Source organism: Mesorhizobium sp. M0909 (assembly GCF_040319515.1).
Lineage (GTDB): Bacteria > Pseudomonadota > Alphaproteobacteria > Rhizobiales > Rhizobiaceae > Mesorhizobium.
In genome coordinates, this window is record NZ_JAMYOA010000035.1 from 1 (window position 1) to 21,404 (window position 21,404).

Consider the following 21,404-nt stretch of genomic DNA (forward strand, 5'->3'; position numbering starts at 1 on the left):
GATCTACCGGCGGTATGGAACGCACCCTCAACCGACACTCGGACCAAGCAGCGCCTTATCCATATCCTGGTTCAGGAGATCGTATGTGATCTCGATGAGGCGACCAACGAAGCCGTGCTGCTGATCCATTGGACCGGCGGGCGTCACACCGAGGTGCGTGTTGCCCGCGTCAAGACCGGCCGTTGTCCAGATATGGCGCCGAGCGCCGTCGAAGCACTGCGCAAACTCGCCGGACACTGGCCGGACCGCGAGCTTGCCGTATCGCTCAACCGGATGCGCTGCAAGACCGGCGATGGCGAGACCTGGACGACGGTGCGCGTGCGCGAAATGCGCGAGCGGCTCGGCATACCCGGATACGATCCAGCCAAGGCTGATGGCGAAATGATCAGTCTGATGAAAGCCGCCGAACGGCTTGGCATCTGCGTCGGGTCCGCGAAAAGCTTGGCTCTCAAGGGCAGGGGCAGAATCTGTTTCGCCGGCAGGAAGGTCTCGACTGGCGGCGCGTCCATGAGGCGCGCCGGACCCGCGTTCCAGCCCAGGCCGGCTGACCCGCGACGAAGTGAATCAGTCTGGATTCCGCTGTCGCGGGCTGTCGGCGAATATGGTCTGATCCGCTCATGGCGATGACGGCTGACCAGCTTCCCGACGATCCGGACGCGCTGAAGGCGATGGTCCTGGCGCGCGACGTCGAGAATGCCCGCCTGATCCAGATCATCAAGGAATTGCAGCGTCATCGCTTCGGCCGTCGTGCGGAGACGCTCCCCGAGGATCAGTTGCTGCTAGGGCTCGAAGAGGCCGAGCAGATCGAGGCCGCCGGTGAGAAAGCGAAGGAACAATCTGCTCTCGCCGAGCGCCAAGCAAAGGCCACGAAGCGCCGGGCGAACCGCGGCGCGTTGCCACTCCATCTGCCGCGCACGGAGATGGTCGTCGACGTCGAGGACCATGCCTGCCCGTGCTGCCGCAATGGCCTGCACCGGATCGGCGAAGATGTTAGCGAGCGGCGATATCGTGCCGGCGCAGCTGCGTGTGATCGTCGTGCGCCGGCCCAAATAGCCGGCGGTCGCGTATTTCCACAGCGCCACCAGCAGCTTGCGGGCGAGCGCGACGATCATCGCCTTCTTGAGGCGGCCGCCGTTGCGCGCCACCCGTTCGCTGAACCAGCGGGCCAGGCCCGAGGCCGGCTGATGGCGCAGCCACAGCCAGGCAAGCTCGACCATCGTCGTTCGCAGCCGCGGATTGCCTGCCTTTGACACGCCTTGTTCGTGATCGATCGTGCCGCTCTTCCATGGGGAAGGTGCCAGTCCCGCGTAGGCGGCCACCTGCCTGCGGTTGTTGAAATGCCGGAACAGCCCTTCGGCGTGGAGGATCGTCGCGAATTCCGGCCCGATGCCCTTCAGCTTGAGCAACATCGCCGCCGGCGTCGAGGCGTCCACCGCCGTCGCGGCGAGCAGCGCGTCGCGCTCGGCCTCCATCGCCTTGATCTGGCCGAGCAGCAATTCGAGACGGTCAAGTTCGCGGCCGATCTGGGCCTTCATGCGGGCCGGCAGGGCGCGGCCATCGCCGGTCCGCAGTTCTTCCAGGCGATCGCGGCGGTCGCGGCGCAAAGGCTCGTAGTCGCGGATGCCCGGGCTGAAGAGCAGGCCTTTGATGCGGTTGACGTGCTCGACCCGTTCGGCGACCAGCACCTTGCGCTCGCGGTTGGTCCGGCGGCGATCCTCATTCTCGGGCGTCGGCACCCGGACCATCGAGCAGACGCGCGGCTCACCCCGCTTGACGGCCAGCAGGGCGCGGATCGAAGGCCGAGCGTCCGATCGCTCATCTCGCAGGCTTCACTGGAATCCTGCAGGTCGACGGCTATGGCGGCTATCGTGTGCTGGCCGACAGGAGCGGCGTGACGCTCGCCTTCTGCTGGGCGCACGTTCGCCGGCGGTTCTATGAATTGGCCGTGTCCGGACCGGCGCCGATCGCCAGCGAGGCGCTGAGACGGATCGCCGAGCTCTACAGAATAGAGGACGATATCCGTGGCCGATCGGCCGATGAACGCCGTGCGATGCGTCAGGAAAATAGCCGCGCTATTGTCGCCGATCTTGAACTCTGGCTGCGCGAAAAGAGTAAGGCGTACTTGCCTTCTCCGACATCGACGGGACCGGCATTTCGTCGGGAGATGCGGTGACTGTCGGAATCCGACCGGAAAACCTCCACGTTCTCGAACCGGCAAACGCCAGCCAGCCATCGTTCCAGGGTCAGGTGCGGCTGGTTGAACATCTCGGGCGGGAAACGGTCCTCTACCTCGACGCCTCCCCCCTTCAGGCGACCAATTCGGACAGCGGCACAGGCAATTTCACCGTCCAGCTCAATATGGTATCGCCAATCAGTGTCGGCGCCCGACTGACGGCCGGGTTCGAGATCGCCGACGCTATCTCTTCGGGCCCGATGGCCGCACCTTAACGCCGGGCAAACCCGTCCCCGCAACCTGACCCTTCAATCCAAGAGTATCATTCGCATGCAGCGCAAGACGCCCGCTCCGCTTTCCGTTTGGCGGCCCCTCAACCTGGACCGCTTCCTGCTGGGAGCACCGCATTATCCCGAACATGTCGACGAAACCTGCTGGCGGCGCGATGCCGAGCGCATGGCTGCGGCCGGCGTCAACACGGTGCGGATGGGTGAACGGGCAATCGAGGGTTCTCGGCGCCGCTGGTATCGACACGATCATGTGAACGCCGACGGCGACGCCGCCGCGCTGGCTGACCATCAACTATCCGGAGGTGCTGCGCGTCGATGTCCACGGCCGCCCGCAAGTCATGGCTCGCGCCAGCATGCCGACACCACCAGCCCGGTGTTCCGCGGCCACAGCCGCCGCATCACCCGCGCCATGGCCGACCACTACCGCAACAATCCTCGCGTCATCGGCTGGCAGACCGACACGAGCTCAACACGACGGTTTCGGAGTCATTCTCACCCGCCACGCGGCTGGAGTTCCAGAAATTCCTGCAGCACAAATCCGGCGCGATCGACGCACTGAACTTCGCCTGGGGTGGCCATTTCTGGGCGACGGCCTATGACGATTTCTCGCAGATCGAGCTGCCGCGGCCGCTTATGCCGTCCTATCCGAGCCCCGGGCATGTACAGGACTACCACCGGTTCCTGGCTGGGGCGACGGCGGCTTTTCAACACGACCAGGTCGAGATCCTGCGCGCCACCAATCCGGGCTGGTTCATCTTCCACAATCTTGGGCAACTCGCCGATATCGATTTTCGTGGGCCGTTCGGTCAGGACCTCGAGTTCGGCTTCGACATCTTTCCGATGCTGTACGACGAGATGCGGCGCACCGGCGGACATGCGGCCACACAGGCGCTGCACCTCGATATCTGCCGCGCATGACGATCTTGATGTCGGAGTTTGCGCGACGCTGGAAAATATTCCACAGCAATTTCAAAAGGTTACATGTTATTTAAACAATCGAGTGGGCGACCCCTAGCTGACATTTGCGTCAGATATTCTCCGGGGTGACTATTTCGAAAGGTATGGACCGCTGAAGAGTAGCTAAGGGCGCCTGTGGTCCAATGACATCAATCATTGTCTGTACAAGAAGGGCCGAAGTGGCTTCAAGGGGGTGGCAGAGAGCTGCTGTGATCAAGCCCTCGGACAGTCCTTTTCGGGTTTCGGGGCCAATGTCACGACATACCACCTTGATACCCGCTCGCCTCTCTGAGGACACCTCCCTCAAAGCACGAAGTACACCGGTAATTCCGCCACCGACGATCAGAATTCCCACAAGATCGTCATTCGTCTTAAGCAACTCGGCCACCATTCGATAAGCCTCGTTCGATTCCTCGTGGGTTGGGCGGCTTTCCTCCACTGTGAGCCGCGGAGCGTGTTCGCGCAAATACGAACGGAAACTGGCGTCTGAGACGTCCTGGCATTGATACCGATGGTTTCCTATGAAAACCGCAATGCGACCCGGTCCTTGAGTGGTTTGGGTGATCAGGAAGGCCGCCGTGCGACCCAGCTTCCAATTGTCTGTGCCAACATAAGCTGCACGTTCCGGTGCGGATTGATCCGTAATGTAAGAAACAATCGGTCTTCCCACTTCCTTCAGTGAGCGGATCGCCTGGCCAATAATTGGGTGATCTGCCGCGACCACCGCAACGGCGTCGCATGAATCGCCGAGCGCAATCAGCCGGCTCGCGATTGTCTCGGGTGTCAGCAGATCCACGAAGTCGACTACTGAATCGATGACCTCATCCCGACGCTCACGACAGGCGGCAATAATCTTCTTCCCGAACAACTGATAGAGGTCGCGGGTCGACTGCTGAAGCAGGAAGCCTAGTCGGTAATGTGGAGATATCTTACGAGCCCGATCATCAATGGCTCCGATTCCGTAAAACCCAATCTCTTCCGCTGCGCTTTGAACGCGTTGGACGGTTTTCGGGCGAACTGAAACGGTGCCACTCAGAATTCTGTTCACAGTCGCCACCGAAACGCCTGCCGCGGTAGCGAGATCGTGGATTGTCGGCCGCGTCTCTCGCGATCGGGGGGATTCTTCGCACATTCACCTCATGCCCCGCACGAGGGGAGCGGCGTGGCGCTTACGGTGATCGAGCAGCTCTGATCTTTCTTCGCCTTGGCGGCCGCCGGGATGCAGTGCCCGAAATCACGGGCGCCTGACGCACGAGATCGACGACGCGCGATTGATGAATCGAAAATTAGCGCTCAAGCCCCTTGAGCCAACGTTCGGAGTCGATCCGATCCGGTTGAGAGTATTGGTCGGCATTGTCGGCTCTGCCGCGGGCAAGCAAATACTCGACGACACGGATCGGCTTGAACTCTTCCTTCAGAACGGCAATAGCCTCTTTGGGGCGGGCCCGGCCACACATAAACACATCTAATGCCGCATAGCTGTGCTCTGGCCAAGTATGGATACTGATGTGAGATTCCGCCAATACCAGTACGCCTGAGACACCCTCGGGTGAAAACCGATGGAAGTTTGAAAAAAGTATAGTGGCTCCAGCGGACTGTGCGCTTTTCGTAATGGCTGTTTCGATAAAAGCGGGATTGCCAAACCTGTGCCGCCGAACAGATCGACAATATAATGGGCGCCAGCGCAGATCACGCCGTTAACTGAAACAAAGCTACCTGCACCGCCTTCGCGATTGTGCGACATGCTAAAAGCTCCAAAATATCGAAGGAGATCGCTCAGCTATTTTTCTGGCCGACCCAAACGAAAATGGCGTCGTAAAGTGGGTCCCGCTGTATCTCGATACGACGGCATTCCAGCGGGGTGAGCCCCGCATTCTTCATCGCGCTGGCTATCAGTTCGATGCTCAAATACGAATTGTCGTGCCCATCCTTCTGCGCAAATGACTGCCGCCTTGCCCAATCCGCTCCGATAGTTCGGCCCGTGGGTGCAAGGTGATCAGCGATGTGCTGGAAGCAATCGTCGTACGCGTCAGCTGTCCCCGAAATCGCTAGATTACCGAAGGCAGTGATCAAGTCGTATCGGTGGCTGTCCATCCAACTTGGCCACCGCTTCAGGCAGTCGAAAATCAAGAACTCGGCAAAGCGCTCGCGAAGCTGGTTGACCGAGTGATTGGATATTTTGAAATGATCGGCTACCCAACCGTAACACTCAGGAAGCGGTTGATTGCTCCGTACGAAGTTCGCTAGCACGCTAAGGGCTTCAGGCGCGATGTCGCAGCAAGAGAGGCGATTGACTCCCTTGGTTGGGAGATACCAGAACAGCGTCGAAGTTCCAGATCCCAGATCGAGAGCATTTCCCATAACGCCCCATTCCGCCATCGCCTTCAAAATATCCTCGGCCCCTTGGCCCTTGATGAAGGGGCCGGAGAAATACTCCGTCAGATAGGTCTCAAAATAAGCTCGGACGGACGGACGCATTGGAACCAACTGCAGGTCTTTCGTTCGAAAGGCATCACGGTCGTTCTGGAACCCTCGGCCGAGTTCCCACATAACCCCGGACGGGGGGAGCTGATCGTCCCGAATGTCGGTAGTTGCGCTGAGAAGAAAAATCATTCGGGCGTCGTTCGGCTGGTACCAGTTGCGTCCGTAGTCGCCGAACACCTTTTCAACCTTCAATCCAGCATCGACGCAAAGCGCCGTGAACTCGTCGACGCAGTAAGGCCTAAGTCGAATGGTCGTCTCGGTCTCGTCGATGGCCGTCTCAGTCTCACGAATGTGTCTGAACGACACGTCGACTGTGCCGTCACAATTGTGTTGCTGCATACGATGACGAGACAACGTGAGCCTGGCGGCTAGCGGGCGCGTCCACTCAAAGCGCCAACTGCCATCAGGGGAAGTAGGATCGAAATAGTCTGGCTGGAGGTAGGCCTGTTCTGGCCTGACCTTTGCGAAAGACGATAGGTCGATCATCAATGTCCCATCGTCCGAGAGGTGCCGTCGCAGCGCTTTGAGCGACTGCCGCGCCTGGGACAAGTCCACCAACAGCTGAAATGCCTCTCGGGGCACGAGGATAAGGTCGAACCGCTCTTCGAGGTCCAACGTCCGGAGATCCCCAACGAGTGCTGACACATTGTTGACGCCGAGTTTTTCAGCCTTTTCTGTCAGCCGTTCGACCATAGCCGGTTCGTTGTCGACAGCGACTATCGAACATCCGCTTCGAGCCAAATTAAGCGCGTTACGCCCGACCCCACACGGAATCTCAAGGACCGAGCGCGTAGAACCACCAACAAGACTGGCGAGAAAAGCATGGTCTACAGTGTCCGTATATTCGACATCGTAGTACGCGGCCCGTTCTTTATATGATATCTTATGCCGCATCGCCATGGCCGCCCCCTCACGCGGATTTCTTGGCCAATGCATCGATCAAGGCAAAGTCGCTAATCACGTGCGGATGGATGATCTCACCGTTTTCAACAAATTTGCCCTTTTGGGAAACCGAGTCCTGGAAATCCTTAAGGAAAATCGATTTGCCGAGACTAATAAGATAACGCGTATGGTTTGTGGTTGCCCCGATCGACGCCGTCTGATGCACGTGAGCTGGCATGACGGGATCCTTGTAGTGCCAAACGCCATGCACCTTATATGGTGCCGCGCCCATCCAGGTGAATGTATGGGCCGTCGGGATGTATCCTGCTCCATAGCCGCAAGTGACGTCGATGATCATCGAGCCTTCCTTCATCTTCTTGACGAGTTCGTCTGTGAGCATCGCTGGTGTATCGTAGGTCGAAATCAAAGTCGCTCCGATCACCAGGTCGGCGTCGGGTATCTCTCGCTCCAGGGCTTCTTGCGAGACAATCAGGCATTTGACGTTCGAGGGAACGGTCCCCTCAAATCGGCGGAGGCTTTCCTCGCGGTAGCCAAAGACAACAACTTCGTTTCCGAGACCTGCGGCTGTTCGAGCAGCTGCTGCGCCGACATTTCCATGCCCGATGACGACGACTTTCGGCGGCTTCATCCCCGGTAGGGAAGCCAGCATTATGCCGAGCCCTCCCTGCGTCGATAGCAGGTGATGGGCCCCAAAGAGCACAGCCAATTTCCCGCTGATCTCGCTATCGGGCGTCATGAGCGGAAACGAACCATCTGCGGCCTGAAAGTACTCATAGCTATAGGCTGTCACCCCATGCTCGCGCAGGTGGTGCGTTAGCTCGTAGTTTTCGCCTGGGTAAAAGTATGCGCCAATATGCAGCGGGCGGCACAGGTACCGCCGTTCGGCGACGCTCGGAAACTTATATTTCAAGAGGAATGGAGAAACTGTCCAAGCCTCGTCTGTTGAAACGATTTCGCCCCCTGCCGCCTTGTAGTCCCCATCAAACGCTCCCGAGGCGGCTCCGGCATCATGCTCAACGTAAACCTTAAAACCGGCCTCGACAAACTGTCGAACACCTTGCGGAAGCATGATAACCCGCTTCTCGTTGTCGCGGGTTTCTTTCAGGATAGAGACCGAGAGTTTATCTGTCATATTGGTACTCTTCATTTCGAGATTTTGTAGAAGTGTCGCGCTAGGCCCCTGACCTGCGTCCTGGTTAGATTCGAGCTGTTTCGTCGCGTTTTAGGAATAGCGTCAGCCGCACCAGCAGACTGAGAATTCCCACCTAACGCTGCGAAAGCGTTAGCGGACGATGCAGGGCTTTCATTCGGCAGGAGCCTGCAGCAGCGCTTCGTCTGATCTTCTCAACCTTCCGCATTCTCTTCCTCCCGAGCCCGCTCATAACGCTGAGCATTTCCTGACCGATCTCCGTCGCCTCGACGCTTGCGGTATGGGAAGCTCTGACCCGAGCTCTTGCCTGATATTCCCGCCCGCGGTCCCTTCACGTCCAACCTCAGACGGCGAGACAATGCCGACTATTGTGTTTCGCCCGATCGTCAATGAATTGCTTCAACTCGGCTCGCCACATAATCAGTCCCCGTGGCTCGGCATGGTACGCCTGCAGATCTTCAGCCATCTTCAGTTGCTCCGAGCAATTCAGGCCAATTGCCATCGTCATCTCCCTTGGTTTGCGGGCAATTGCCGTCACGATGGCTTCCCAAAGTTGATGTGCAAGTGACGTGCCATCCTGATGATGTAGCTCCGCGCTGATACTCAAGTTGGGCCGGCGCGCCTTCTCCCCGCGCGCGTCTTCTGTTGTTGCTTTGAGGGCTTCGCACGAAATGCAAAACGTTCGACTATAATGCGTCCGTTCGATAGTGGACAGTTTGGGCCAAAGGCCACAATATTGTTTGCATCGGTCGAGACACCATGGGAGCGGCGCCGGCTTGAGCGCTGCCGCCCAAGCCGCTTCGAGGGCATGCCGCTCATCCATCTCATCTGCTTTTGGACCGATTTTGACACAAAACTTTCTCTCCGGTGCGCGACACCCAGGCTGGAGCGCGTATGTTGACATAAAGATGTCTTTATGTGAATTGGACACTACTGTCGTCTTGAGGATGAAAATGTCGCAGAATTCTGCATCGCTGGACGCATTGTTCGGCTCCGTCGCGGCAAAGCCCGACGAGTCGGAAGTGCTTGCGGCGCTGACGGCAGCGGCGCGTGAGCGCATCCTCATCCTCGACGGCGCCATGGGCACGCAGATCCAGGGGCTGGGTTTCGATGAAGATCATTTCCGTGGTGAGGCCTTCGCCGGCTGCGCCTGCCATCAGCAAGGCAACAACGATCTTCTGATCCTGACGCAGCCGAAGGCAATCGAGGAGATCCACTATCAATACGCCATCGCAGGCGCGGATATCCTCGAAACCAACACCTTCTCCTCGACGTCGATCACCCAGGCCGATTACGGCATGGAGGATGCCGTCTATGCGCTGAATCGCGATGGCGCGCGGCTGGTGCGGCGCGCCGCTGTTCGTGCCGAGCAGCAGGATGGCAAGCGCCGTTTCGTCGCCGGCGCGCTGGGGCCGACCAACCGCACCGCCTCGATGTCGCCCGACGTCAACAATCCCGGCTATCGCGCCGTGACCTTCGACGAATTGCGCCTCGCCTATGGCGAGCAGCTGCGCGGCCTGATCGATGGCGGCGTGGACATCATCCTGATCGAGACGATCTTCGACACGCTGAACGCCAAGGCGGCAATCTTCGCAGCAGAAGAGGTCTTCAATGAGAAGGGCGTGCGCCTGCCGGTGATGATTTCCGGCACCATCACCGATCTGTCCGGCCGCACGCTGTCCGGCCAGACGCCGACCGCCTTCTGGCATTCGGTGCGCCATGCCAGCCCCTTCACCATCGGCCTCAACTGCGCGCTCGGCGCCAATGCCATGCGCGAGCATCTGGCCGAGATATCAGGCGTCGCCAACACTTTTGTCTGCGCCTATCCAAATGCCGGCCTGCCCAATGAATTCGGCCGTTATGACGAGAGCCCGGAATTCATGGCCGCGCAGATCGAGGATTTCGCCCGCGAGGGGCTGGTCAATATCGTTGGCGGCTGCTGCGGTTCGACGCCTGAGCACATCCGCGCCATCGCAGAGGCGGTGCGGAAATATCCGCCGCGCGCCATTCCCGACATCGAGCGCAAGATGCGCCTGTCCGGGTTGGAACCGTTCACGCTGACGGATGAGATTCCCTTCGTCAATGTCGGCGAGCGCACCAATGTCACCGGCTCAGCCAAGTTCCGCAAGCTGATCACGGCGGGCGACTATGTCGCCGCGCTCGACGTGGCGCGCGACCAAGTCGCCAATGGCGCGCAGATCATCGACATCAACATGGACGAGGGACTGATCGATTCGAAGAGGGCGATGGTGGAGTACCTCAACCTGATCGCCGCCGAGCCGGACATCGCCCGTGTTCCTGTCATGGTCGACAGTTCCAAATGGGAGATCATCGAAGCCGGCCTGAAATGCGTGCAGGGCAAGCCGCTGGTCAACTCCATCTCTATGAAGGAAGGCGAGGCGGCATTCCTGCATCATGCCAGACTCGTGCGCGCCTATGGCGCGGCGGTGGTCGTCATGGCCTTCGACGAGGACGGCCAGGCCGACACCAAAGCGCGCAAGGTCGAAATCTGCACCCGCGCCTACAAGCTTTTGACCGAACAGGCCGGCTTCCCGCCCGAGGATATCGTCTTCGACCCCAATGTCTTCGCCATTGCCACCGGCATCGAGGAGCACGACAATTACGGCGTCGACTTCATCGAGGCGACGGGAGAGATCACCGGGACGCTGCCGCATGTCCATATCTCAGGCGGCGTGTCGAACCTGTCCTTCTCGTTCAGGGGCAACGAGCCGGTGCGCGAGGCCATGCATGCGGTGTTCCTTTACCATGCTATCCAGGCGGGCATGGACATGGGCATCGTCAACGCCGGACAGCTTGCCGTCTACGAATCCATCGATCCCGACCTGCGCGAAGCCTGCGAGGATGTCGTCAACAACCGTCAACCGAAAGGCGGCGGCACCGCCACCGAACGCATGCTGGAGATCGCCGAACGCTTCAAGGGCACGGCGGGCCAGGAAGCCAAGGAGCGCGACCTCGCCTGGCGCGAATTGCCAGTTGCGCAGCGGATCAGCCATGCGCTGGTCAACGGCATCACCGAATTCATCGATGCCGACACCGAGGAAGCGCGGCTGGCCGCCGAGCGCCCGCTGCATGTCATCGAAGGCCCGCTGATGGCCGGCATGAACGTCGTCGGCGACTTGTTCGGCGCCGGCAAGATGTTCCTACCGCAAGTGGTGAAATCGGCGCGGGTGATGAAACAGGCGGTGGCCGGCTTGCTGCCGCATATGGAGGCCGAGAAGCTGGCCAATACCGCCAATGGCATCGACAATGGCGAGCGCCAGACGGCGGGCAAGATCCTGATGGCGACGGTGAAGGGCGATGTCCACGACATCGGCAAGAACATCGTCGGCGTCGTGCTGGCCTGCAACAATTACGAGATTATCGATCTCGGCGTCATGGTTCCGGCGGCAAAAATCCTGCAGACGGCGCGAGAGCAAAATGTCGACATCATCGGCCTGTCCGGCCTGATCACGCCCTCGCTCGACGAGATGGCGCACATGGCCGCCGAGATGGAGCGCGAAGGCTTTGACATTCCGCTTTTGATCGGCGGCGCGACGACCAGCCGCGTGCACACGGCGGTCAAGATCCACCCGCGCTATGCGAAAGGCCAGACCGTCTACGTCACCGACGCCAGCCGGGCGGTCGGCGTGGTGTCGTCCTTGCTGTCGAATGACAGCAAGGCGAAGTATGTCGACACGTTGCGCGCCGAATACAAGAAAGTCGCCGACGCGCATGCCCGGTCCGAAGCCGACAAGCAGCGGCTGCCGTTGGCCAAGGCGAGGGCCAATGCGCATCGGATCGATTGGTCTGAATATGAGCCGCCGAAGCCGTCCTTCACAGGTGTGAAGGTCTTCGAGAACTGGGATCTCACGGAACTCGCGCGCTACATCGACTGGACGCCGTTCTTCCAGACCTGGGAGCTGAAAGGGCGCTATCCCAAGATCCTCGAAGACGAAGCGCAAGGACCCGCCGCGCGCCAGCTGTTCGAGGATGCGCAGGCGATGCTGAAGCAGATCATCGCCGAAAAATGGTTTGCGCCACGCGGCGTCATCGGCTTCTGGCCGGCCAATGCCACCGGCGACGATATCAGGCTGTTCACGGATGAGGGGCGATCGCAGGAGCTGGCGACCTTCTTCACGCTGCGCCAACAACTGACCAAGCGCGACGGCAAGGCCAATGTCGCATTGTCGGATTTCGTCGCGCCGGTGGACAGCGGCAAGCCCGACTACATCGGCGGCTTCATCGTCACGGCCGGCATCGAGGAGGTGGCGATCGCCGAACGATTTGAGAGGGCCAATGACGACTATTCGTCGATCATAGTCAAGGCGCTGGCCGACCGCGTCGCTGAGGCCTTCGCCGAGCGCATGCACGAGAAGGTGCGCAAGGAGTTCTGGGGCTATGCGGTCGACGAAAAGCTGGCGCCGGACGAGCTGATCGGCGAGCCCTATCGCGGCATCCGCCCGGCGCCCGGTTATCCCGCCCAGCCCGACCACACCGAGAAGGCCACACTGTTCCGGCTGCTCGACAGCGAGCGCAATGCCGGGGTGAGCCTGACCGAAAGCTATGCGATGTGGCCCGGCTCGTCTGTGTCGGGGATCTATCTGTCGCATACCGAAAGCTATTATTTCGGCGTCGCCAAGGTCGAACGCGACCAGGTTGAGGACTATGCACGCCGCAAGGACATGCCGCTCGCGGAAGTGGAGCGCTGGCTCGGACCCATTCTCAACTATGTGCCAGCGCACTATGCCGAGGCTGCGGAGTAGTGGCGGCAAGCTCTGCCGTCTTACGCTCCGAGCCGCAACTGCCGTTTCTGTATCATGGAAATGAGGTCCCGGATAAACGCTCAGGTCATAGGAATGTCAGCTGAGGCACAATTTCCATTCACGCGTTTCCGGCCGCCTCGGCGATGGCCATATCCCTCGCGCGCAGGAAGACGCTCTCCATCCGCCAGTGCTCGTTGGTGTAGCGGGGGTCGTGTGCCCATTCGTCCCAGCCATGATTGCGGCGGAATTCGCCGAGCAGGCCGGAAGCCAGGATCTCGTCCTTGTCGACTGGAGTGGCGTTTTCACAATCGGGCGCGACGTAGATCGCGTCTTCCCGGCAGTAGAGCTCGCACATGAAGCAGGTCTGGCAGTCCTCCTGCCGGGCGATGTGCGGCACATTGCTAGACGATTTCGAGCACGTTGGTCGGGCATACTTCGACGCAGGCGTTGCAACCCGTGCAACGCTCGGCGATGACGAGTTCGATCATGATGCGAGTTCCAATGTGGCCGTAATCTGATCTCGTCCAGACCTTGTCCAGGCGGTTCCGTCGCAAACTCCAGCTGAGGTCGCAAGGGCGGGTTGAGCGTCACGCGGCGCTCATGCGGCGAGCATTTCGAACTGCTTGGCAATGGAGGGCGTGGGATTGTAGGCAAACCTGGCCTGTCGTTTGCGCATCATATGAACCATCTCGATGCCCGAGAGGATAGTTTCGGCGGTTGTGGTTGACTTGAAGCCGAGCATGGACCGGACGCGGCGCTTGATGCACCTATGATCCTGTTCGATGCGGTTGTTGAAATACTGGCTCTTGCGGATTCTGATCGACTTCAGTGCTCGTCGCGATCGATCCCGCAGGCGATTTTCAAGATCGCAAGATCGGATGGCCTCGTGATTGGTCTGGCTGCCGTCGATGGCGATACGTTCCGGCCTGCCATGGCGCTGCAGGGCCTTCCGTAAGAAGCGTTTGGCCGCCGGCAGGTCACGGTTCTCGCTGAAAAAGAATTCGACCGTATCGCCGAGGCTGTCGATAGCACGATAGAGATACATCCATTGGCCTCGAACCTTGATGTAGGTTTCGTCCATGTGCCATTTTCCAGTGACGCTCCGCTTGCGCCGGTTGAATCGGTCCAGCAGCTCAAGCGAGAAGTGCACGACCCAGCGGTGGACAGTGGAATGGTCGACGTGAATGCCGCGCTCGGCCATCATCTCTTCCAGATCGCGCAGGCTGAGATTGTAGGCAAGATACCAAAATGGCGGCCTTTGAACATGACAAACTCCCGGAAAAAAGAGCAAGCATCATGCAGCAAATGACCTTTCCGAAAAGGTTGCGACAGAACCTTTCTATCGCTACCCCATTCGTTCTGAGGCGAACGAACCGGGTGATGGTGGAAATACAACCGTCTTGTTCCCGTTTAGGAAAACTCGGCCATGGATGTGGGCGTGTATCGCCCGTGCCAAGGCCTGTGCTTCAACGTCACGACCCAAGCTGACGTAATCCTCATTGGACTGCGCATGTGTCACCCGAATGATGTCTTGCTCAATGATCGGCCCCTCATCCAGATCGGCAGTGACGTAATGAGAGGTCGCGCCGATCAATTTCACTCCGCGTTCATACGCTTGCTTGTAGGGATTGGCGCCCTTGAACGAAGGAAGAAACGAATGGTGGATGTTGATAATGCGGCCGGACATCTTCCGACACATTTCATCCGAGAGAACCTGCATGTAGCGAGCTAGAACGATCAGCTCGGCCTTGGTCTCGGTCACTACAAGCATCTGCTGGGCTTCCGCTTCGGCTTTATTTTCCTTCGTTACCATGATGCAGTGAAACGGAATGTCGTGATTCACCACGACCTTTTGATATTCCATGTGATTGGAGATCACCGCCACGATATCGATCGGGAGAGCGCCAATGCGCCAACGGTAGAGGAGATCGTTGAGGCAGTGGCCGAAGCGAGAGACCATGACGATAACTCTTCGCTTCACGGCCTCGTCAAAGAATTCTGAATCCATCGCGAAGCGCGATGCGATTGGATCGAAGCCGACGCGGAGCTCGTCCAGGTTTCGCCCACCTTCAGACCGGAAGCTCACTCTCATAAAGAAGTTGCCAGTATCAACATCGTCAAACTGCGCACTGTCCGTGATGTTGCAAGTTTGATCAGCGAGAAAGCTGGAGATCGCAGCCACTATGCCCCTGGTGGAACGACATTTCACGCGAAGTGCAAATTTCGACATTGTTCGTTCCTCAGTTGTTTCGCGCCGCCAAGGTGTGACGGAATGCGGAAAGGGTATTCGCGAGCAAACACGCGATTGTCATCGGACCCACGCCGCCTGGGACAGGTGTAATTGCTTGAACGTGAGCAGCCTCTGCAAATGCGACATCGCCAACAAGGCGCGGCTTTCCGCCTTGGGTCACCCGATTGATACCTATGTCGACGACAACCGCGCCTGGCTTGATCCAATCACCTCGGATCATTTCTGCGCGTCCGACCGCGGCGACTAGAAATGTCGGCCATCCTGCAGAGAGCCGGAAGTTCGCGGGTCCGCGAATGAGCGACTGTTACAGTGCAATTCTCAGCCAGCAACAGTTGGGCCATTGGTTTGCCGACGATATTGCTTCGTCCAACTATGATCGCGTGGAGACCAGCTAAATCGCCGAGACGATGCTTCAGGAGCAATAGGCAGCCGCGAGGAGTGCACGGAACGAACCCTTCTTGGCCGGTCGCCAGCCTGCCGGCATTCTGGACATGAAACCCGCCGACGTCTTTGGTCGGATCAATCGCGTTGAGAACCATGTTCGGATCAATCTGAGACGGCAATGGTAGCTGTACCAAAATGCCATGCACAGAAGGGTCCTGATTCAATTCATTAACGATTGACAACAGGTCGTCCTGATTGGTGTCGGCTGGAAGTTTGTGTTCAAAGGACGCCATACCCACCGCAAGCGTCTGACGGTGTTTGTATGCGACATAGACAGCACTCGCTGGGTCTTCTCCCACTAAGATCACTGCCAAGCCCGGCACTTTTCCGGTTGCCGATCTCAGCGCAGCTACATCGGCGGCAATCTGCGTGGTAAGGGTGTTTGCGACTGCTTTTCCGTCGATGAGCTTGCTGGGTTGAATGCCAACGGTCATGATTTTGCCTTTCGGTCTCGCGGGCGTCGAAGAATGCTGGACGCCGTGCCGGTACGACCAGCGCGGCTGCGATGGAAATCCCTGCGGACCGAGGGACAGTTAGTCTATCTCAACTGAGAATATATCGAAAAAGTGGATACTGATATTAAAGACGGAGCAAGTCTCACTATCGAGATCCCAAGTGATTAAGAAAGGTTTCAAATTCAGCCTCCGGGATCGCCGCAGTGTGTTCGGGTCCGGGATAGGCACCGGAATAGATGTCAGCCCGGAATTCCCGGAATGCCGCGACGCGTTCACTATTCAGTCGATCGAACTCGGCCTTGAAGTTGCGATACGCCTTGGCGTGGCGCGGAAGGCGGTTCCGGCCGTAGCCGAGCACGTCCTCTGCGAACAGGTACTGGACATCGCCACCTGAGCCCGAACCGAGGCTGAAGTAGATCATCGATGTGTTTTTGGCGAAGAACTCGGCTATCCGGCCGGGAACGACCTCAAGCTCAACAGCGAAACAACCGATTTCCTCGAGCCGTTTTAGTCGCTTCCACATCGTCAGCGCCTCTGATGCGGTCTTTCCGACAGCGCGCCAGCCGGTCCAGGTAACGTAAGATGGAATAAGGCCCACATGAGCGACAATCGGAATGTGATTTTCGCACATTGTCCTCTGGATATCGAAAGAAGCGGCACAATAGAAACAATCGCCCCCAATCGCTGTGTAGCGGTAAGCCGCCTCCAGGAATTGCTCGGCGCTGACCAGCAGCTTTCCGTCCACGGTTCCTTTCGTTGGCGGCGTCAGGCCGATCTGCACGAAGCACGCCCCCGCCGCCTCACGCATTTCGGGGGTGAAGTCCTTTGCCTCGATTGACAGGAGATCGATCCCCGCAGCGGCGGCGGCGGCGGCTTCCTCCGTGCTGGTGACATAGAGCATCGAAAGCTTTTCGCCCCGTCGCTTCTTCGCGCGTATGTCTTCGACGTGAGGTCTGTTGTGGTACATGATCGTGGGTCTCCGCGAAATGCGACTCCCTTTAATGAGTCTCGCTTACTCAACGGGTATCAGGAAGGTCAGGACTGAACCGGCACCCTGAACGAGGGTCCCAAGCTTGGCGTTCAATTGAGCGTTCTCGGGTGCGGAAAGGTGCGTCTCGAAGGCCGCCTGGTCCGCGGACAAACTTGTCTGGTCGACCGTCGACTTGGCGGCAGGCAAACGCTCGGTTCCCAGGTTCTTGCCGAACAATGCGCCCGTAGTCGCATAGCAAGCCGCGGACCTTTTCAACCGTCTCCGGAAGAGCCGTGACTTCCGCGATTACGGCTTTCGGGTTGATGTCGGTCAACGGATAGTCTCCTCAGACATCGATTATCACGCGGCCGCCTTCGACCTTGACGGCGTAGGTGCGCAGGTTATCGCAGGCGGGAGGCGTCTCGACCTCGCCGGTTGTGAAGTCGAAGACCGAGGCATGCTTGGGGCATTCCACCGTATTCTCCATCACCAACCCGTCGGCGAGGTGGATATTCTCGTGGGTACAAAGCCCGTCCGTGCAGTAATACTGGTCCTGATGATTCCGGAAGATTGCGAACGTCTTACCTGCATGGTCGAACCGTAGGCCGCCTTCCTCTTCCAGGTCGTCGGCTCCACAAACGTCAATCCAAGGCATCGTCACTCTCGCTAGATTTTGAGGCAACAGGGTTCGAGCGGGTTCAGGCCGATTTGTCCTTGAGGCGCTCTTTCTTGGCGCGGAAACGCGCCTTCATCCGTTCGTCAGATTCCTTCGACCCGTCGTGATAGGTGCCGAACATCCGGTCCACGGGGACGAGCCCCTCGCCTCCGTAATTCACCTCGAAATACTTATGGTGGAGGTAGTGCATATAGGCGTGGGTATCGAACCCCTGCTCATCGCTGGTCTCAACCGTGTCGAAACCGATGTGCCCAGGCACGGCGCCGAAACCCGCGAAGTGTAGCTGGTAGAGTGCAATGACGGGGTTTGAGGGGATAACGAAGTGCCAGAAAACCACCCCGAAATAGAGCAAGTGCTCAATGGGATGCATCGATAGCGATGACCACGGGCTGGGATTTATGGAGTTGTGGTGCACCGAATGGACGTATTTGTAGAGCACTGGGACGTGGATCAGCCGGTGGATGCAATAGAAGTGGAAGTCGTGAATTATCGGCACCACGACAGCCACGACCCCGAGCCACACAGGGTGCTCGGCGAAGTTGAGCCAGGGTATGTATCCATTCGCGGAACTCCACAGCATCAAGACCTGCAGGCACGTCCATATCGGTACACCGATCAGCAGCGACCGCAGCATATTGTCGAGGGTCTGCTTATTGAACCAAAATACATCTGATTGCTGATCCGCCGGGAACTTGTGGTTGTACTTAAATCGGTTCCCCTGCCGACGGCGAACGTAAAGCGGCAACTCCCAGCTTTGGTACCAGAGAAAGGCCAGGACGAGGTTCACCGCCAGCATTTTCAGCGACCAACCCCATGCAAAGTTCTGCAGGACTGCGGCGTCAGGGACAACCAGCTGCCAGTAGGCGAGTGCCGAGACCATGAACAGCAGGTTGTACGGAAAGAAGTAAGATGGAAGCCATTTCAGAAGCTTCTTTGGATTGGGAGGGAAGAGCCATATTGGCGCTGGCTCCAACAGCTCGTTGGGAGCCCAATCGCCGCGCTTGCTGCGCGTTCCAAACTTAAGATCGTCCATCGGATGCTCCTTTCGATCTCGCCCCGAAAGGCCCGATCGGCCTACAACATGCCAATATTCCAACAAATGGTCAATAACTAAATCCGCTTGATTTACAAAAAAAATCGTGCCAGATTTCGGCCGTCGATCCTACGGCAAGCTGACGGGTGGAAGACGAAGCACTACGACCGCATTCACGCGCTCAAAGGGAGCCTCAATTGGATATCAGACGCGGCGGGCACTGGCGCGATGGCATCGCGGGCGTTCTGGACGTCAAGACCGGCCAGCAGTAACGAGAAGGGCGCCATGATAACCGGCGTTTCCGATCTGAACGCCCCTGAAAACGCGAGCTGTATCTAATGTCAGTCGACAGCACCTTCAACGCATTCGTAGGCAACGCGACGCACCGTGGCGGCAACCAGATAGGTGTCAAACACTACAATGAGCGCTTAATCCTTAGTCTGATCCAGGAGGCTGGCGCGCTTTCCAAGGCCGAGATCGCGCGCATTACACATTTGTCCTCGCAAACGGTCACGATTATCGTAAATCGCCTCCTCAAGGAAGGATACCTGCGGAAGAAGGACGTAATCCGCGGCCGGATTGGTCAGCCTTCTACTCCGATCGAGATTGCACCGGATGGAGCGATTTCGATCGGGGTCAAGATTGGCCGCCGCTCCTTGGATCTGCTGGCTCTATCGTTCGACCGCCGGGTGATTGCTAAGAAAAGCTTTGCCTACGATGCCCTCGACGCGGACGTCGTCTCGGGCCTGATGGGAACAGCGTTCGACAGCCTGAAGGATGATTTGAGCCGCGTCCAGAAATCCAGACTCGTGGGCGTAGGTATTGCTGCTCCAACGGCGATCGAGTCTGGCATAGCCGTCATCGGTGATCCTGGCGGTGCATCCCCACGCTGGCGGGAGGCCGACATGGTCGCCAGGGTCGAAGAAACCTCCGGCTTGAGCGCCGTGGTGCTCAATGACGCTGACGCTGCTTGCTTGGCTGAGATTGATTTCCGGAGAGAGAACCGGAATCGGTCAATCGTATACTTCTACATCAGCACCTTGATTGGCGGCAGTGTTGTTTTGGAGGGCAATCTAATTACCGGCCACACCGGCAACGCGGGCGCGGTGGGTGCAATCCCTCTTAAACTTGGATCGCACAATAGGAGTCCAGCGCCCGCGCGGTTGAGTCAAGCCGCCTCCCTCAATCGGTTGGAGGTCCTTGCGGCGCAGCACAAATTGCCAATGAAGACGTTCCGTGAAGATGGTGGATCCGTCGCCAAGCTTGATGAACCGGCACTTGCCTGTTTCGATGAGTGGTGCGATCTGGCGGCGGATGCACTTGCTTTTGCGGCCATCTCTGGCACGAGCTTCATCGAAGCCGATAGTGTCGTTGTTGACGGCGTCCTCTTGCGACCTCTCCTCGATCGTCTCATCGTGAGCGTCCGGGAACGAGTGGCAGGCTACGATCTGGAGGGCATCATCATTCCTGAGTTCCGTGTGGGCTCGATCGGGTTTAACGCCCGCGCGATTGGCGCTGCTCTGGTTCCATTGCACGAACAGTTTGCGCCAGACAACAAAGTCGTTCTCAAGAGCTGAAGTGAAGGACCGCATGGCAGAGATAGCTATTGTCGGCGCCGGAGAATGCGGTGTCCGCGCCGCATTCACGTTGCGGGAACTTGGTTTTCAAGGGTCGGTAACGTTGCTGACTGCAGAGAAAGCTCTGCCATATGAACGACCGCCGTTATCCAAGACGATGCTAGCCAATCCCAAGGCCATTCGTGCCGAAGATGCCTATCCCGGAGCAGGGATCGAACTCCGACGTGGTGCGCTGGTCGAGTCTCTGGTGCCTGAGAGGCGGGAGATTCACCTCGCCGATGGCACGCTCTTGACCTATGATCAGTTGCTCCTTGCGACGGGAGCCCGTGCCAGATTGTTTCCTGGCCTTGAAGGCTGTCTCACACTACGAACCGATGTGCAGGCGCGGCGCATTATGCTGGAGTTCAGCAGCAATGCGCGCATCGGGGTCATTGGTGGCGGATTCATTGGCCTTGAACTCGCCGCGACTGCGCGGCAGGCAGGTGCCGAGGTTACGGTGATCGAGACCGCACCGCGCATTCTCGGACGCGCCGTGCCCGGGGCGATCGCCCAAATCGTTCACGCGCGGCACGAAACCGCAGGGGTCAAGATTCTGACTGGTACTGTCGTCACCGAGGCTGGAACGAACCGCATTGTGCTGGCCAACGGGATTGAACTGGAGTTCGACGCCGTTATCGCTGGCGTCGGGGCGATCCCTAATACCGAGCTCGCCGAAAAGGCCGGTCTGTTCGTGGATAACGGGATTGTTGTCGACAGCGCATTCCGAACCTCCGAACCCAATATCTTCGCCGCAGGCGACTGCTGCAATTTCGAGTGGCGAGGAGCCCGTATGCGACTTGAAAGCTGGAAGGCCGCACAGGACCAGGGTGCCCATGCCGCAGCAGCCATGCTCGGTGCCAGTGGAGAGTACCAGAAAGTCCCGTGGTTTTGGTCGGATCAGTTCGATCTGACTCTGCAGGTCGCAGGGCAGTTCGATCTAACCCGGGATATACATCACCGCGCAGCCTCCGGTGGGGTCCGCATCGTCTTTCAGTGCGATCAAGATGCCCGGGTCTCAGCGGCCGCCGCAATAGGACAGGGGAACACGGTCGCGAGGAACATGAGTGTTCTCGAGAAGCTCATCGAGCGCGGAACTGTGGTTGCGGCCAGCTCGCTGATAGACCCTGACTTTAGGATCAAGGGCTTGCTCAAGTAATCAAGTAATAAAGCCGCCGGAGGTCTACCAGCCCAAGCCAAGGTGCGGTCCGCGGCCGTCGTCGCGGCATCCGCTCCAGCACT

At 58.7% G+C, this 21,404-nt stretch carries 16 protein-coding genes and 6 pseudogenes; 8 read left to right on the forward strand and 14 right to left on the reverse strand.

The window, feature by feature from the left end; all coding sequences use genetic code 11:
- Nucleotides 1–627: pseudogene (locus NKH83_RS30265) on the forward strand (hypothetical protein); the annotation flags it as partial.
- A pseudogene (locus NKH83_RS30270) lies at nucleotides 618–1,050 on the forward strand (IS66 family transposase); the annotation flags it as partial. The pseudogenes NKH83_RS30265 and NKH83_RS30270, both read left to right, overlap by 10 nt.
- A gap of 2 nt (nucleotides 1,051–1,052) precedes the next feature.
- On the opposite strand, the pseudogene NKH83_RS30275 reads toward NKH83_RS30270, so the two are convergent.
- Nucleotides 1,053–1,790 (reverse strand): annotated as a pseudogene (locus NKH83_RS30275) (IS110 family RNA-guided transposase); the annotation flags it as partial.
- 5 nt (nucleotides 1,791–1,795) lie between these two features.
- Here NKH83_RS30275 and NKH83_RS30280 point away from each other — a divergent pair.
- From NKH83_RS30280 to NKH83_RS30290, 3 genes and pseudogenes are all read left to right on the forward strand, one after another.
- Nucleotides 1,796–2,110, forward strand: a pseudogene (locus NKH83_RS30280) (IS66 family transposase); the annotation flags it as partial.
- A gap of 59 nt (nucleotides 2,111–2,169) precedes the next feature.
- Nucleotides 2,170–2,448, forward strand: a complete 279-nt coding sequence (locus tag NKH83_RS30285; protein WP_352718508.1) for a TOBE domain-containing protein — start codon at nucleotides 2,170–2,172, stop codon at nucleotides 2,446–2,448.
- 55 nt (nucleotides 2,449–2,503) lie between these two features.
- Nucleotides 2,504–3,375, forward strand: a pseudogene (locus tag NKH83_RS30290) (beta-galactosidase); the annotation flags it as partial.
- Nucleotides 3,376–3,490: 115 nt separating this feature from the next.
- Here the strand turns inward: NKH83_RS30290 and NKH83_RS30295 are convergent.
- The 5 genes from NKH83_RS30295 to NKH83_RS30315 all read right to left on the reverse strand — a co-directional run bounded on the left by NKH83_RS30295 (nucleotide 3,491) and on the right by NKH83_RS30315 (nucleotide 8,780).
- Nucleotides 3,491–4,552: a LacI family DNA-binding transcriptional regulator gene (locus NKH83_RS30295; RefSeq protein WP_352808713.1), complete on the reverse strand. Its 1,062-nt coding sequence runs from the start codon at nucleotides 4,550–4,552 to the stop codon at nucleotides 3,491–3,493.
- A 154-nt stretch (nucleotides 4,553–4,706) separates the two neighbouring features.
- On the reverse strand, nucleotides 4,707–5,108 hold the full coding sequence (gene speD, locus NKH83_RS30300; protein WP_198023679.1) for an adenosylmethionine decarboxylase: 402 nt from the start codon (nucleotides 5,106–5,108) through the stop codon (nucleotides 4,707–4,709).
- An 88-nt stretch (nucleotides 5,109–5,196) separates the two neighbouring features.
- The gene (locus NKH83_RS30305; protein WP_352808714.1) at nucleotides 5,197–6,840 is read right to left on the reverse strand and encodes a methyltransferase domain-containing protein; all 1,644 of its coding nucleotides are present in this window, start codon (nucleotides 6,838–6,840) and stop codon (nucleotides 5,197–5,199) included.
- Nucleotides 6,815–7,939 carry an NAD(P)-dependent oxidoreductase gene (locus NKH83_RS30310; protein ID WP_352808717.1) on the reverse strand — a complete coding sequence of 375 codons (1,125 nt, stop codon included), beginning with the start codon at nucleotides 7,937–7,939 and terminating at the stop codon, nucleotides 6,815–6,817. Before NKH83_RS30310 ends, NKH83_RS30305 begins: the two co-directional genes overlap by 26 nt.
- 361 nt (nucleotides 7,940–8,300) lie before the next feature.
- Nucleotides 8,301–8,780 carry a hypothetical protein gene (locus NKH83_RS30315; protein WP_023680905.1) on the reverse strand — a complete coding sequence of 160 codons (480 nt, stop codon included), beginning with the start codon at nucleotides 8,778–8,780 and terminating at the stop codon, nucleotides 8,301–8,303.
- Between the two features lie 130 nt (nucleotides 8,781–8,910).
- Between NKH83_RS30315 and metH the strand changes: the two genes are divergently transcribed.
- Nucleotides 8,911–12,720, forward strand: a complete 3,810-nt coding sequence (gene metH / locus NKH83_RS30320; protein WP_352808720.1) for a methionine synthase — start codon at nucleotides 8,911–8,913, stop codon at nucleotides 12,718–12,720.
- A 118-nt stretch (nucleotides 12,721–12,838) separates the two neighbouring features.
- On the opposite strand, the gene NKH83_RS30325 is transcribed toward metH, so the two are convergent.
- From NKH83_RS30325 to NKH83_RS30355, 8 genes and pseudogenes are all read right to left on the reverse strand, one after another.
- Entirely contained in the window at nucleotides 12,839–13,117 is a 279-nt protein-coding gene (locus tag NKH83_RS30325; RefSeq protein ID WP_023680280.1) for a hypothetical protein, read from the reverse strand.
- A gap of 4 nt (nucleotides 13,118–13,121) precedes the next feature.
- Complete coding sequence (locus NKH83_RS31765; protein ID WP_502895652.1) at nucleotides 13,122–13,208, reverse strand: 4Fe-4S binding protein; 87 nt, start codon at nucleotides 13,206–13,208, stop codon at nucleotides 13,122–13,124.
- A 110-nt stretch (nucleotides 13,209–13,318) separates the two neighbouring features.
- Complete coding sequence (locus NKH83_RS30330; protein ID WP_352808723.1) at nucleotides 13,319–14,011, reverse strand: IS6 family transposase; 693 nt, start codon at nucleotides 14,009–14,011, stop codon at nucleotides 13,319–13,321.
- Between the two features lie 54 nt (nucleotides 14,012–14,065).
- Nucleotides 14,066–14,950, reverse strand: a complete 885-nt coding sequence (gene purU / locus NKH83_RS30335) for a formyltetrahydrofolate deformylase (RefSeq protein WP_352808726.1) — start codon at nucleotides 14,948–14,950, stop codon at nucleotides 14,066–14,068.
- Nucleotides 14,951–14,960: 10 nt separating this feature from the next.
- Nucleotides 14,961–15,849: pseudogene (gene folD / locus NKH83_RS30340) on the reverse strand (bifunctional methylenetetrahydrofolate dehydrogenase/methenyltetrahydrofolate cyclohydrolase FolD).
- Between the two features lie 166 nt (nucleotides 15,850–16,015).
- The gene (locus NKH83_RS30345; RefSeq protein WP_352808729.1) at nucleotides 16,016–16,837 is read right to left on the reverse strand and encodes a 3-methyl-2-oxobutanoate hydroxymethyltransferase; all 822 of its coding nucleotides are present in this window, start codon (nucleotides 16,835–16,837) and stop codon (nucleotides 16,016–16,018) included.
- Between the two features lie 349 nt (nucleotides 16,838–17,186).
- Nucleotides 17,187–17,501, reverse strand: a complete 315-nt coding sequence (locus tag NKH83_RS30350; protein WP_036245547.1) for a MocE family 2Fe-2S type ferredoxin — start codon at nucleotides 17,499–17,501, stop codon at nucleotides 17,187–17,189.
- Between the two features lie 37 nt (nucleotides 17,502–17,538).
- The gene (locus NKH83_RS30355; protein ID WP_352808731.1) at nucleotides 17,539–18,549 is read right to left on the reverse strand and encodes a sterol desaturase family protein; all 1,011 of its coding nucleotides are present in this window, start codon (nucleotides 18,547–18,549) and stop codon (nucleotides 17,539–17,541) included.
- Between the two features lie 338 nt (nucleotides 18,550–18,887).
- On the opposite strand from NKH83_RS30355, the gene NKH83_RS30360 reads away from it, so the two are divergent.
- Both NKH83_RS30360 and NKH83_RS30365 read left to right on the forward strand, forming a co-directional pair.
- Nucleotides 18,888–20,126 carry an ROK family transcriptional regulator gene (locus NKH83_RS30360; RefSeq protein ID WP_352808732.1) on the forward strand — a complete coding sequence of 413 codons (1,239 nt, stop codon included), beginning with the start codon at nucleotides 18,888–18,890 and terminating at the stop codon, nucleotides 20,124–20,126.
- Nucleotides 20,127–20,139: 13 nt separating this feature from the next.
- A complete protein-coding gene (locus tag NKH83_RS30365) occupies nucleotides 20,140–21,321 on the forward strand; it encodes an NAD(P)/FAD-dependent oxidoreductase (protein ID WP_352808733.1) in 1,182 nt (393 codons plus the stop codon).
- Nucleotides 21,322–21,404 lie beyond the last annotated feature (83 nt).